Source organism: Caproicibacter sp. (assembly GCF_046707225.1).
In the GTDB taxonomy this organism is placed as follows: domain Bacteria; phylum Bacillota; class Clostridia; order Oscillospirales; family Acutalibacteraceae; genus Caproicibacter.
In genome coordinates this window covers 25,296-37,706 of sequence record NZ_JBJKOP010000003.1, presented here as the reverse complement: position 1 = coordinate 37,706, position 12,411 = coordinate 25,296, and the positions used below count along the sequence as shown (strand labels likewise).

Annotated in this window: 12 protein-coding genes; 7 read left to right on the top strand and 5 right to left on the bottom strand. The window is 59.7% G+C overall.

Annotation, left to right across the window (positions count from 1 at the left end; all coding sequences use genetic code 11):
* Window positions 1-135: 135 nt before the first annotated feature.
* Window positions 136-2,007, bottom strand: coding sequence for a glycoside hydrolase family 13 protein (locus tag ACLQ3M_RS00235; protein ID WP_411675708.1), 1,872 nt, complete (start codon window positions 2,005-2,007; stop codon window positions 136-138).
* On the bottom strand, window positions 2,000-4,423 hold the full coding sequence (locus tag ACLQ3M_RS00230; RefSeq protein WP_411675707.1) for a glycogen/starch/alpha-glucan phosphorylase: 2,424 nt from the start codon (window positions 4,421-4,423) through the stop codon (window positions 2,000-2,002). Before ACLQ3M_RS00230 ends, ACLQ3M_RS00235 begins: the two co-directional genes overlap by 8 nt.
* 370 nt (window positions 4,424-4,793) lie before the next feature.
* On the opposite strand from ACLQ3M_RS00230, the gene zapA reads away from it, so the two are divergent.
* The 6 genes from zapA to ACLQ3M_RS00200 all read left to right on the top strand — a co-directional run bounded on the left by zapA (window position 4,794) and on the right by ACLQ3M_RS00200 (window position 9,859).
* On the top strand, window positions 4,794-5,312 hold the full coding sequence (gene zapA / locus ACLQ3M_RS00225; protein WP_411675706.1) for a cell division protein ZapA: 519 nt from the start codon (window positions 4,794-4,796) through the stop codon (window positions 5,310-5,312).
* Window positions 5,302-7,392, top strand: a complete 2,091-nt coding sequence (locus ACLQ3M_RS00220; RefSeq protein ID WP_411675705.1) for a peptidase U32 family protein — start codon at window positions 5,302-5,304, stop codon at window positions 7,390-7,392. The genes zapA and ACLQ3M_RS00220 overlap by 11 nt, the downstream gene beginning before the upstream one ends.
* Window positions 7,389-7,832 (top strand): dUTP diphosphatase, encoded by a 444-nt coding sequence (gene dut / locus ACLQ3M_RS00215; RefSeq protein WP_411675704.1) that lies wholly within the window; start codon window positions 7,389-7,391, stop codon window positions 7,830-7,832. Before ACLQ3M_RS00220 ends, dut begins: the two co-directional genes overlap by 4 nt.
* A 28-nt stretch (window positions 7,833-7,860) precedes the next feature.
* The gene (locus ACLQ3M_RS00210; protein ID WP_187034294.1) at window positions 7,861-8,118 is read left to right on the top strand and encodes a DUF4321 domain-containing protein; all 258 of its coding nucleotides are present in this window, start codon (window positions 7,861-7,863) and stop codon (window positions 8,116-8,118) included.
* A gap of 36 nt (window positions 8,119-8,154) precedes the next feature.
* Window positions 8,155-8,718 carry a Maf family protein gene (locus ACLQ3M_RS00205; protein WP_411675703.1) on the top strand — a complete coding sequence of 188 codons (564 nt, stop codon included), beginning with the start codon at window positions 8,155-8,157 and terminating at the stop codon, window positions 8,716-8,718.
* A gap of 124 nt (window positions 8,719-8,842) precedes the next feature.
* Window positions 8,843-9,859 carry a rod shape-determining protein gene (locus tag ACLQ3M_RS00200; protein WP_411675702.1) on the top strand — a complete coding sequence of 339 codons (1,017 nt, stop codon included), beginning with the start codon at window positions 8,843-8,845 and terminating at the stop codon, window positions 9,857-9,859.
* A 45-nt stretch (window positions 9,860-9,904) separates the two neighbouring features.
* Here the strand turns inward: ACLQ3M_RS00200 and ACLQ3M_RS00195 are convergent, their stop codons facing one another.
* Genes ACLQ3M_RS00195 through ACLQ3M_RS00185 form a run of 3 tightly spaced genes read right to left on the bottom strand, consistent with a single transcriptional unit; the run spans window position 9,905 to window position 11,822 of the window.
* Entirely contained in the window at window positions 9,905-10,672 is a 768-nt protein-coding gene (locus ACLQ3M_RS00195; RefSeq protein WP_411675701.1) for a class I SAM-dependent methyltransferase, read from the bottom strand.
* Between the two features lie 40 nt (window positions 10,673-10,712).
* Window positions 10,713-11,450, bottom strand: a complete 738-nt coding sequence (locus ACLQ3M_RS00190; protein WP_411675700.1) for an AAA family ATPase — start codon at window positions 11,448-11,450, stop codon at window positions 10,713-10,715.
* A 24-nt stretch (window positions 11,451-11,474) separates the two neighbouring features.
* Entirely contained in the window at window positions 11,475-11,822 is a 348-nt protein-coding gene (locus ACLQ3M_RS00185; RefSeq protein WP_411675699.1) for a GIY-YIG nuclease family protein, read from the bottom strand.
* Window positions 11,823-12,055: 233 nt separating this feature from the next.
* On the opposite strand from ACLQ3M_RS00185, the gene ACLQ3M_RS00180 reads away from it, so the two are divergent.
* Window positions 12,056-12,367 (top strand): hypothetical protein, encoded by a 312-nt coding sequence (locus ACLQ3M_RS00180; protein WP_411675698.1) that lies wholly within the window; start codon window positions 12,056-12,058, stop codon window positions 12,365-12,367.
* Window positions 12,368-12,411 lie beyond the last annotated feature (44 nt).

Here is a 12,411-nt window from a genome sequence, read left to right as displayed (position 1 = left end):
AATCAGGCAGAATTGGGCACGCTCTTATCAGGAGAGGTGCCGCAGGCAACATGGCTCTCCGTCCTTTTGAAACGGCGGGGCCGCCGACAAAACGACCGCGCGGATGCAGAAGCGTCCGCGCGGCCTTATTTCTCTTTATTTTTGCCCCGTCCGGTCGAGGACGCGGCGGAGCGCCGTCGTCCCAAACGGCGGCAAAGTCAGCGCGCCGCGCGTGTCCGGCACGGTCCCGAACACCGCCTCCGCCCCGCTCCATTCGGGCGGAACCACCACGCGGCGCTCCTCCGGCGAACGGTTCACCGCGCAGAGCAGAGCGTCCCCGCCGCCGGAACGAACATAGGAAAAAACGTCTCCGTCCGCCGCGACGGGCAGAAAATTTCCGCCGTTCAGGCAGGCGCACCGGGCGCGGAGCTTTCCCAGCGACCGGTACCACCGCGTCAGTTCCCCGTCCTCACGCCCCCATGGGAACGGCGCGCGGTTAAACGGGTCCGCGTACCCCTCCGTTCCCGCTTCGTCGCCGTAGTACAGGCACGGAACGCCCGGCAGGGTGTACTGCAAAAAAGACGCGCAGCGCAGCAGCGCGAGCCCGCGCGTCCGCTGTTCCGGCGAAAGCCGCGTTTCGCTCTGCCACTGCCGCCCCCGGTTCCGGCGCGGCTCCCCCGCCAGCGCGGTCAGCGCGCGCTCGGTGTCGTGCGTGCCGATGTTGTTCATCAGAACCCGGACAACCTGCGGCGGGTAGTTTTCCAGAACAGACAGAATCGTTTCCATAGACGCCGCCGCGTCGCCGCCGGTCAGGAACCCCAGCACCGCATTGCGGAACGGATAGTTCATCACGCTGTCGAGCTGTTCCCCCAGCAGGTACCGCCGCCGTTTGCCGTAAGCGATCTTGTTGGAGGCGTCCTCCCAGATTTCGCCCGCAAGCAGCGCTTCCGGATTTTCACTTTTGACCGCTTGCCGCAGAGCATCCAGAAATTCATCCGGCAGTTCGTCCGCCACATCCAGCCGCCATCCAGAAGCCCCTGCGCGCAGCCATCGGCGGATGATTCCGTTTTCCCCGCAGATATATTCCCGGTACTCCGGATTTTCCTTGTTCACGTTCGGCAGGGTCGGAAACCCCCACCAGCAGGCGTACTGCTCCGGCCAGCTTTTGAATTGGTACCACGGGTAGTACGGCGATTCCTTCGACTGGTACGCGCCTTTTCCCGGGTAGCGCCCCTGCCGGTTAAAATAGACGCTGTCGCTGCCCGTGTGATTGAACACGCCGTCCAGCAGCACGCGGATTCCCATGCCTGCCGCTTCGGCGCAAAGGGCGCGAAAATCCTTTTCCGTGCCCAGCAGCGGGTCGATCTTCGTGTAATCCGCCGTATTGTACCGGTGGTTGGAGTGCGCCTCGAAGATCGGGTTCAGGTACAGGCACGTTACGCCGAGCGATTTCAGGTACGGCAGCTTTTCGCGGATGCCCGCAAGGTCGCCGCCGAAGTAGTCGGAATTTGTAACTTTTCCCTGCCCGTCGGGCTGCCAGTCCGGGGATTCGTCCCAGCTTTCGTGCAGTCTGCGGTCCGCCGGAACGCCGTTTTTCGCCTGCCCGGAGGAATCAAAACGGTCCGGAAAAATCTGATAGAGCACCCCGCCCGCAAGCCAGTCCGGCGTTTTGAATTCTTTTTCATACACCGTGAGCTGCCACAGGGCACCGCCGTCGAACACGGCCTCGCCAATCGGCCCGCGCGTCAGGCGCCGGTGCCCGCAGGGCGTTTCCAGTTTAAAATCGTAAAAATAAACGCCGGGCTTTTCGGCTTCAAAATGGCATTCCCACCACTCCGCGCCGTCGCCGTTCATGCCGCACCAGAACAGGCCGCAGGGCTCCTCGCGCCCGTCGGCCCCGTTTCGCATGACCAGCTGCGCGCCGGAACAGCCCAGACTGCGCGGCAGCGTGATTTTAAAGTGCACGCGGGTTCCCGAGGGCACCGCGCCCACGGGGTCCCGGTGCATCGGATTTCTCGAATTAAACATGCCGTTTCACCTCCGGAACAGGCTTTACGTGCCAGATGTTTTCGGCGTATTCGCGAATCGCGCGGTCCGCGGAGAAAATCCCCGACTTTGCCGTGTTCACAAGGCACATGCTCCTCCACTGATCCGCGTCCAGATACAGCCGCTCCGACTTGTGGCGCGCCTTGTCGTAGGAGTCGAAATCCGCCAGCACCATGTACGGGTCGGAGGAGAGCAGGGAATTGGAAATGTCGCGGAAATCGACGCCGCAGAAGCCCTTTTCCACCGCGTTCAGCGCGGCCTGCAGCTCCGGATTTTTCTCCGCGAAAGCACGCGGCCGGTATCCGGCCTTTTTCCGCTCCTCGACCTCCTGCGCGTTCATGCCGAACAAAATCATGTTTTCTTCCCCGACCGCGTCGCGGATTTCGACATTCGCGCCGTCCAGCGTGCCGAGCGTCACCGCGCCGTTGATCATGAATTTCATGTTGCCGGTGCCGGAGGCTTCCGTTCCCGCGAGCGAGATCTGCTCGCTGAGGTCCGCCGCGGGCATCAAAAGCTCCGCGAGCGTGACCCGGTAATCCTCCAGGTAAACGACCTTCATCTTTTTGTTGACCCGCTCGTCGGCGTCGATCGTTTTGCCCAGGTCGACGAGAAAGCGGATGATCTGCTTCGCAAAGTAATAGCCGGGGGCCGCCTTCGCGCCGAACAGATAGGTGCGCGGCGTGAACTCCATCTCCGGATTTTCGCACAGGCGGAGATAGTCCGTCAGAATTTGCAGCGCGTTTAAGTGCTGCCGCTTGTATTCGTGCAGGCGCTTGACCTGCACGTCGAAAATCGAATCGGGGTCCAGGTCGGCTCCGTTTTCCCGCTTGACGTACTTTGCCAGACGGATCTTGTTTTCCCGCTTGATCGCCGCCATCTTTTCCAGCACCGCCGGGTCGCTTTTGTATTTCATCAGCTTTTCCAGCTCGGAAGCGTCGCGCACAAAGCCGTCGCCGGTCAGCTCGGTCAAAAGCGCCGCAAGGCCCGGGTTCGCCTGGCAGAGCCAGCGCCGGTGGGCGATCCCGTTGGTCACGTTGGTGAATTTTTCCGGCATTTCGGTGTAGAAGTCGTGGAACACGCGGTCTTTTAAAATTTCGGAATGCAGCTTTGAAACGCCGTTCACGCTGTGGCAGGAGGCGACCGCAAGGTTCGCCATCTTGACAAAGCCGTCGTTCCACGGCGCCATGCGGCCCACCTGATATCCGTCCACGCCCTTGTTGTGCATCCCGGCGCAGAACCGGCGGTTGATCTCCTCCACGATCTGGTAAATGCGCGGCAGGCGCGACCGGAACAGGTTGATGCCCCAGCATTCGAGCGCCTCCGACATTACGGTATGGTTGGTGTAGGCGAATACATTCTGTACAATTTCCCATGCAGAATCCCATCCGTATCCACATTCGTCCATCATGATGCGCATCATTTCCGGAATCGCCAGCACCGGGTGCGTGTCGTTCAGATGGATTGCGATGCAGTCGGGCAGATTGTCGAGCGTCCGGTTCTGGAACAGATGGTGCCGGATGATGTCCTGCACAGCGGCCGAAACCAGAAAATACTGCTGCGAAAGGCGCAGGCTCTTGCCCTCCGGGTGGTTGTCCTCCGGGTACAGCACCTTCGTGATGGTCTCCGCCATCGCCTTCTGCTCCACGGCGCGCAGGTAATCCCCGCCGTTGAACAGGCTCATGTCGAAGTCCTCGCTGGTCGCCGCCCACAGGCGCAGGCGGCTCACGCCGCGCCCGTCAATGCCGGGAACGTACAAATCGCTCGGCACCGCCATCACCTTAGTGAAATCCTTATGGTTCACCACATGGAACCCGTTGTTCCAGTAGTCGTCGATGCGGCCGTTGAACCGCACCTCCACGCTTTTCTCCGGCTCGCTCCTGAGCCAGATTTTGCCGCCCGGCAGCCAGAAATCCGGCAGCTCCGTCTGCCAGCCGTCCACCAGCTTCTGCCGGAAGATGCCGTATTCATAGCGCAGCGAATACCCCGTCGCCGGAATCCCCAGCGACGCCATCGCGTCGAGAAAACACGCCGCCAGCCTTCCGAGGCCGCCGTTGCCCAACCCCGCGTCCGGTTCCTGCTCGTACAGCGCGTCCAGATTCAGATTGAGCCCGGCAAGCGCCTTGCGGTAATCCTCTTCCAGCCCCAGATTAAAAAGGCTGTTTTTCAGCGAACGGCCCAGCAGGAATTCCATGCAAAGGTAATAAATATGCTTGGTCTTCGTCTGCTCCGCAAGGTGAATAAATTCGCTGCGCCCCTTTTCCATCTGGTCGCGCACGCAGAGCGCAACCGCCTTGTAGCACTGCTCATCCGTGGCGTTTTTCAAGCTGACCCCGAACACCAGCTCCAGCATACTGTTCACAGACTCCTGGATCTTCCTGATCGGCTGCCGGTAAATCATCGGATTCTTCCTCCTAACAAGCAGAAGTATTTCTGTATATGATACACCAATTTAATTCTTTTATCAAGGCCAGTATTCCCATTGCCGAACACACTGCAAAAATGCCCGTTTTGCTTATTGCGCCGCGGTTTTTCTACAAAATTCCGCTTTCGGTTTTTAAAGATTTATTGGAAGAGTTTTTTTCAGGATATTTATGCAACTTCAACAAATTCTCCCTTCCTGCGCGTCCTGTTTGGGCGGGTTCCGTTTTTTCCGGCGCGGCGCGCAAAAAGCGGAAAGAAAAAGTGACGAAAATCACTTTCATATTATAGTGAAATAGATTATAATAGGCTATATATCAAACGCGGCTTCATGAAAGGGAATGAATGGATTGAGCAAGAACAGGATCAAACTGAACATCTGCGGCTGTGAATGCGTCATCAGTTCTGAGGACAGCGAGGGTTACATGCGCTCCGTCGGCGACGAGGTTCAGAAGGCCATCGATGCGTTCATGGACCGGAACGAGCGTATTTCCGCCACAATGGCTGCAATCACCGCCGCGTTAAGCTACTGCGATGAGGCCCACAAGGCGACCGACGCGGCTGAGAATCTGCGCACGCAGATTCGCGATTACCTGGAGGATTCTTCCCACGCGCGTCTGGAGGCGGAGGAATCCCGCAGGGAAATCGAGCGCCTGAAGCGCGAAATTCAGACCCTGCGCTCCCGCCTTTCCGCGGCGGGCGAAGAGGTTCCGGAGGGCACTCCCGCCGAAAAAGCGCCGCCGATTGCTCCCGGCGCGGACGTGCCCCGCCCGCAGACGGGCAGCTTTTCCCGCGTAACCCCGCAGGAGGACGGCCCGGACCCGGAGGGCTTCATGAGCTTTTTTGAAAAGAAAACCGATGAACCGTAACCTGGAGATTCTGGCTCCGGCCGGTTCGCCGGAAAGCCTGACGGCGGCCGTCCGCGCGGGGGCGGATGCCGTTTACCTCGGCGGGGGCCGTTTTTCCGCGCGCGCGGGCGCGAAAAACTTTTCCGACGCGGAGCTGCGGGAGGCCGTCGAGTACTGCCACGCGCGCGGGGTCAAGGTATTCCTTGCGGTCAACACGCTGCTGCTGGACGACGAACTCCCAGCGGCGCTCGATTTCGCGCGATTCGCCTGCTCCCTGCCGGTGGACGCGCTGCTCGTACAGGATCTGGGGTTCGCGTCTCTTCTGTTCCGGCACGCGCCGGGCCTGAAGCTGCACGCCTCCACACAGACGGGCGTCCACACGCCGTCCGGCGCAAAAGCGCTGTACGGCCTCGGCTTTACGCGCGTTGTTCTGGCGCGGGAGCTTTCTCTCGCTGAAATCCGGGAGATTCATTCCGCATGCCCGATCGAGCTGGAAACCTTCGTTCACGGCGCTTTGTGCATGTCGGTCAGCGGGCAGTGCTATTTCAGCTCCGTCCTCGGCTCGCGCAGCGGCAACCGGGGCATGTGCGCCCAGCCCTGCCGCCTGCCGTTCGCGGCCCCGGGGGGAACGGGGCACGACCTGAGCCTGAAGGACCTGTCGATGATCCCTCGGCTTTCGGAGCTTTCCGAAGCGGGCGCGGTCTGCGCGAAAATCGAGGGCAGGCTCAAGCGGCCGGAGTACGTCGCCGCCGCCGCTGCCGCCTGCCGCCTTTCGGCGGACGGAAAGCAGATCCCGCCCGAGCTGCTGCAAAACCTCGGCGCGGTTTTTTCGCGCTCCGGCTTTACCACCGGCTACCCGGACGGCAGACGCGGGCGGGAAATGTTCGGCGTCCGTTCGAAGGAAGACGCCGCCGCGGCGACCGGAGAAGTGCTTTCCGGCCTTCGAAATCTTTATTCCAAAGAATTTATGAAAATTCCCGTTGATTTTACTTTGAAAATAAAATATAATAAGCCGATGCAGTTGACGGCCGCCGACCGGGACGGCGGCGAGGCCACCGTTTCCGGGATGGTTCCGGAGCGCGCGGCGCACCGCGCGCTTGACGCCGACCGCTGTTCCGGTCAGCTTCAAAAGACGGGCGGAACTCCGTTTTTCGCGGGCGAGGCCCGGGTGGAGCTTGACGAAGGCCTGGCCGTTCCCGTTTCGGAACTAAACCGGATGCGGCGCGAGGCGCTCGACGCCCTTTTGAGCCGCCGCGCCGAACGCCCCGCGATTTCATGGGCGGACTGCGCCGATCCCGGCACGGAGCCGCACCGCGCGGGTCCTTTCCGGCTGCGCGCCCGCTTTGTCGGCACGGAACTTCCGGAAAACGCCAAAGGGCTGGAGCTTTGCTATGTCCCTTATCGCACGGAGCCGCGCCGCCTTGCAAAACTGCTCGAGGACGGCTTTCCCGCGGCGGTCGAACTGCCGCGCGGCATGTTCGGCATCGAAAACGCGGTTCGCCGCAGCCTGGAAAACGCAAAGGCGGCGGGAATCACCCACGTGTGGGCCGGCACGCTCGATGCAGTCCGGCTCGCGCTGGACTGCGGCCTCACCGTCCACGGAGGTTTTTCACTGAACATCACCAATACCCCGGCGCTGGAATCCTACCGCGCCCTCGGCGTCGCCGACGCGGAGCTCTCGTTTGAGCTAACGCTGCGTCAGGCGGCGAAAATCGGCGGCAACACGCCGCGCGGGCTTTTCCTTTACGGCAGGCTTCCGCTGATGCTCTGCCGGAACTGCCCGGCGGCGAATTCGCCGAAGGGCTGCCTTTCCTGCAAAACGCCGCCGGAGCTGACCGACCGCCGGAGCGTGAAATTCCCCGTACAGTGTTACGGCGCGTGCAGCGAGGTGCTCAACTCCGTCCCGCTGTCCCTCGCCGGTCGCGGGAACGACGTGGAGCGAATCGATTTCGGCCTGCTCCGCTTTTCGACGGAATCCGCGGGCGAGGCGGAACGGATCATCAACGACACGGAAAACGGAACCGGAGGAGCCGCGGAGCCGAACTCCTTTACGCGGGGGCTGTACTACCGCGGTTTCGCTCCCCGGCGGGAGGACGCATGAAAAAAACGGTAAAAATTAAAAAACTCAGGAAAAACGCGGTGCTGCCGACGCGCGGCAGCGAGGGCGCCGCGGGGCTGGACCTTTACGCCTGCATCGACGAACCGGTTCTGATCGAGCCGCGCGGGCTTTACCGCATTCCGACCGGCGTGGCGGTCGCGCTGCCCGGGCCGGATACCGTCGGGCTCATCTTCGGGCGAAGCGGCCTTGGGGTGAAGCACGGCATCACGCTGTCGAACGCCGTCGGCGTCATCGACAGCGACTACCGCGGCGAGCTGATCGTCGGGATCGTCAATTCGGGGGATGCTTCCTATCTTCTTTCCCCCGGGGAACGGTTCGCCCAGCTGGTCGTGGCGCCGGTTTTTCAGGCGGAGCTTCTGGAAACGGACGACCTGGGCGAGACGGACCGGGGCGCCGGCGGGTTCGGTTCCACCGGAAAATAGGCAATTATTGTCGGGGATGTTTTTTTACATGAAAAAGGGTATTCTAAAAACGCTTCTGTTTATCGTTCTGCTTGTTCTGGCGGTCGTTTTGGGCAAAGCCGCTTCCGACGCGGCGGCCGGCGTGCGCTTTCTCTCCTTTTTAAGCGCCGGGGCCAGCTTCGGGGTTTCACCCGTGAACGTGGACCTGTCCGTTCTCCGCTTCACATTCGGCATGACCGTGGACCTGCACGTTGCGCAGGCGCTTCTGCTGCTTGCCGCAATTCTGGCGTACAACAGGATACGCTAAAGAAAATTCATCAAAAGAGATAGGAGTTTCGTTACCATGTTATTGCTTGCATCTTCATCGCCGCGCCGCAGCGAACTGCTGAAAATGGCCGGCTATGAATTTACCGTCGCGCCGGCAAATGTCAGCGAGACCTTTCTGCACGGAACGCCGCCCATGCAGATTGTGGAGCAGCTTGCCACGCGCAAAGCGCAGGCCGTCGCAAAACAGAACCCCGAGGCCGTGGTTCTTGCCGCCGACACCCTCGTTGTGCTCAAGGGCAGAATCCTCGGCAAGCCGAAAGACGCGGAAGCGGCAAAAGCCATGCTGAAGCTTTTGTCCGCCAACGTACATCAGGTTTACACCGGCTATACCGTAATCAGCGGCAAAAAACTCATCTGCGGCCACGAGTGCACATCGGTCGAGTTTTACGCGCTTTCGCAACAGGAAATCGACGACTATGTCGATTCGGGGGAGCCTCTCGACAAGGCCGGGGCCTACGGGATTCAGGGCCGGGGCGCGCTGTTTGTCAAGCGGATCAACGGCGATTACTACAATATTGTCGGCCTGCCGATTTCAAAAATACACCGGATTCTCACCGGCCTGCAGGAAAAAGACGAGTAGCCCGCCGCGGGCACGGAATTCTGGAATTAGATATTGAGAATCTCCGGCATTCGGGTTATAATAAGGAAAGATCGGAGCTTCCGGCACCGCTCCCGGCCCGGATGACTTGAAAGGGGAAAAACAGATGTTTTCAAAGGATATAGGAATTGATCTGGGTACCGCGAATACCCTGGTATTTATGAAGGGAAAAGGAATCGTCATGCGCGAGCCGTCCGTCGTCGCGGTGGACGTCCGTTCGGACACCGTTCTGGCGGTCGGAAAGCAGGCGAAGGAGATGATCGGCCGCACGCCGGGCTCCATTGTCGCCGTACGCCCGATGAAGGACGGCGTCATCGCCGATTTCGACATCACCGCGACGATGCTGAAGCACTTCATCCGCAAGGCTGTGAAAGCGAACGCTTTTTCCAAGCCGCATATCATCATCTGCATCCCCTCCGGTGTTACGGAGGTTGAGCGCCGCGCCGTGGAGGACGCCGCCCGCCAGGCCGGCGCCAATAACGTGGAGTTGATCGAAGAGCCGATGGCCGCCGCCATCGGCGCCGGGCTGCCCGTTTCCGAGCCGACCGGCAGCATGGTCGTCGACATCGGCGGCGGCACCGCGGAGGTCGCCGTGATTTCGCTCGGCGACATCGTCACCTCCGTCTCCGTCCGCTGCGCGGGGGACAAGTTCGACGAATCCATCATTTCCTATGTAAAAAAGAAGTACAACCTCCTGATCGGCGAACGCACCGCGGAGGAAATTAAAATCAAGATCGGCTCGGCGTTCCCGACGGAAGACAACGAAGGCGCTTCCGTCGAGATCAAGGGCCGCAATCTGGTCGACGGCCTGCCGAAAAACGTCACCATCAGCGCCGGTGAAGTCCGCGAAGCGCTGAGCGACCCGCTGGCCCTGATCGTCGACGCGATCAAGAGCACGCTGGAAAAGACTCCGCCGGAGCTTTCGGCGGACATCATCGACCACGGCATCATGCTGACCGGCGGCGGCGCGCTGCTGCGCGGGCTGGACCGTCTGGTGGAGCAGGAAACCGGCATGCCGGTCCATGTCGCGGACGACCCGCTGGACTGCGTGGTCAACGGAACCGGCAAACAGCTGGAAATCACCATGCCGTCCTCTTACTACAAGGCGGATAAAAAACGCTGAGTCATACAAACATGAAATCCCCTCCGGTTCTCCGGAGGGGATTTTTTACGGCTTTACCGCGCGGGTGGCAAGGTAAGTCGGCGCAAAATCCCGCAGCCTTCCGTTTCCCGGCCGGTCACGGTCCTCATAAAGATCGGTCAGGCGGAACCCGGCTTTCAGCTGCCCGCCGATCTGCTCCTCCATCGTGTGGCTGAACTGCAGCCCGTCGTCGTTTTTCATCAGCTCTTCGTAAAGAGCGGGATTTTTGAGCGGATTGAACGGCAGCGGATTTTCCACCACCAGGCGGTCGTAGTCGTTGAAAAGGAAGTTGAGGCCGTTGTCCATTCCGGCGAGAAGAACGCCGCCGTGCTTCAGGACGCGGAAGCACTCGTTCCAAACGGGCTGAACCTCTTCAATGTAGCAGTTGGAAACCGGATGGAAAATCAGGTCGAAGCTTTCATCGCGGAACGGGAACGGCTTTGTCATGTCTCCCCGGATGATTTCGATGCGGTATCCCTCGCGCTCCGCGACCATCCGTTCGCTATCCAGCTGCCGGGCGGAATTGTCGAAAATCGTGCACTCGGCTCCCAGCGCCGTAAAAACAGGCATCTGCTGCCCGCCCCCGCTGGCAAGGCCGAGAATTTTCAGTCCCGAAAACGGCGGGAACCACTCCTTTGGGACCGGTTTCATCGGCGTCAGCAGCACGCTCCAGTCTCCCTTTTGGGCACTTAGAAATTCCTCGTGGGAAACCGGGATGCTCCATTCGTTCCCGTCCTGCGCCCAGCGGTCCCAGGTTTCCGAATTAATCTTTGTATAGTTTTCTCTTTTGTCCATCCCGTTCCTCCTTTTTCAATCAACGGATGATTCCCGGTTTTTAGTCCAGAAGCTCCCGCAGCATGCGGGGATACCGGTTTAAAAATTCTTTTGTCACACGGAAATTGTCCGTTTCCTCATATGCGCGGCGGTGAATTCCGTCGGCGGAAAGCTCGTAAATGACGCTGTCCGGGTACGCGGTCAAAATCGGCGAATGCGTCGCGATGATCAGCTGGGATTCTTCTTTCACCAGCTCGTCGATGCGGCAAAGCATCGCGAGCTGCCGCCGGGGCGAGAGCGCGGCCTCCGGCTCGTCGAAAATATAAAGCCCGTGCCCGCCGAGGCGGTTCATCAGCAGCGCGAAAAAGCTTTCCCCGTGCGATTTTTCGTGCAGCGAGCCGCCGTAGCTCCACTTGACCTGCGGGCCCATTCCGCCCTCGTCCAGCCGTTCGATATTGGTCGCCACGTTGTAAAAGCTTTCGGCGCGCAGAAAATAACCGTCGCGCGGGTGCCGCACGCCCTTGTACAGCGAAAGATACTCGCACAGCTCGGAGTGGGAACGGTACGTTTCAAACGCAAAATTCCGGCTGCCTCCCTCCGGATTAAAGCCGCAGCAGACGGCCAGCGCTTCCGTCAGCGTTGATTTTCCCGATCCGTTTTCCCCGACTAAAAACGTCACGTTCGGATGCAGCGGCAGTTCCGTCAAAGCATGCACCGCCGGGACGGAAAACGGGTACCGGTTAAAATCCGGCACCCGGTCGCGCCGCAGCACCGCTTTGCTCACATACTGCTCCCGCATGGCAAGTTTCCTCCCGCTTCCTGTTCAGTACAGCGTTTCCGGGTCGAAGCCTTCCGTTTTCAGCTCCAAAAGCGCCTTTAAATCCTCCGAAAATTCCTTCGCGGTCTGGGTTTCCTTCTGTTCCAACTCTTCCAGCACTTCAAATTCGAACGCCTGCGGCCCGAACGTGTCCCAGTCCTTTTGCAGCTTCAGGTTCACCGCACCCCCGGTTGTTTTAGAAAACTCAAAGCGGTTCTGAAACCCCCGCAGATCCGGTGCCGCCGTCAGCAGCATTTTTCCGTTTTTCATATTCCGAACCGCGCAGATTCCGCCGATTTTTTTGCGTTCGCGGTATTCGCTGAGCCGCTCTTTTCGTTCCTGTTTTTCCATCATGGTTCTCCGTTTCTGCGGCGTTTCGCCGCCTCATTTTTTATCATAAGCGATCCGCGCGCTAAAATCAAGTGCGCCCGGCCTCGCAAAAGCTGACGCCTCCCTTTCGGCGACCTGTTTCTCCTTTAGAGAATTTCCCTTGAAGAAACAGAATCCGCGCGGTATGATAGATACATGGAATCCAATATTTTCCTTACGCTGTTTTCCGGCGCGCTAGGGGAACCGGGAGGTTTTTCATGTCTTCTTTTTTAAAAACAGTTGGTCTTTTGACTCTGCCCGCCGCCATTGTTTTGCTTTTTTTAATGGCGGACAATCTGAATTTTTTCAGCGTGCTGTGTGTTTTTTTGCTGATCACGCTCGGGCTGGCGCTGGTTGAGCTTGGCGATCTGATGGAGCGCGTCTCTTCCCTTGAATCGCGCCTTGACCCGCCCCCCGAAAAACCCGAAGAGGATGAGATTCAAAAGGTCGTTTGCCCGAACTGCTACAAGAAATACGACCTGGATTCCCCCAAATGCCCGTACTGCGGAACCAAAAACGAGCTTTGGTGATTTTTCGGCCCGGCCTTCCGCTTGACAAGCCGGAACGTTTTTAG

Coding starts and splice junctions, on each gene's coding strand:
- ACLQ3M_RS00190 (WP_411675700.1), bottom strand. CDS start 11,450: ATGCGGGAGCAGTATGTGAGCAAAGCGGTGCTGCGGCGCGACCGGGTG.
- ACLQ3M_RS00210 (WP_187034294.1), top strand. CDS start 7,861: ATGAAAAAGGGTATTCTAAAAACGCTTCTGTTTATCGTTCTGCTTGTT.
- ACLQ3M_RS00220 (WP_411675705.1), top strand. CDS start 5,302: ATGAACCGTAACCTGGAGATTCTGGCTCCGGCCGGTTCGCCGGAAAGC.
- ACLQ3M_RS00205 (WP_411675703.1), top strand. CDS start 8,155: ATGTTATTGCTTGCATCTTCATCGCCGCGCCGCAGCGAACTGCTGAAA.
- ACLQ3M_RS00230 (WP_411675707.1), bottom strand. CDS start 4,423: ATGATTTACCGGCAGCCGATCAGGAAGATCCAGGAGTCTGTGAACAGT.
- ACLQ3M_RS00180 (WP_411675698.1), top strand. CDS start 12,056: ATGTCTTCTTTTTTAAAAACAGTTGGTCTTTTGACTCTGCCCGCCGCC.
- dut (WP_411675704.1), top strand. CDS start 7,389: ATGAAAAAAACGGTAAAAATTAAAAAACTCAGGAAAAACGCGGTGCTG.
- ACLQ3M_RS00235 (WP_411675708.1), bottom strand. CDS start 2,007: ATGTTTAATTCGAGAAATCCGATGCACCGGGACCCCGTGGGCGCGGTG.
- ACLQ3M_RS00195 (WP_411675701.1), bottom strand. CDS start 10,672: ATGGACAAAAGAGAAAACTATACAAAGATTAATTCGGAAACCTGGGAC.
- ACLQ3M_RS00200 (WP_411675702.1), top strand. CDS start 8,843: ATGTTTTCAAAGGATATAGGAATTGATCTGGGTACCGCGAATACCCTG.
- ACLQ3M_RS00185 (WP_411675699.1), bottom strand. CDS start 11,822: ATGATGGAAAAACAGGAACGAAAAGAGCGGCTCAGCGAATACCGCGAA.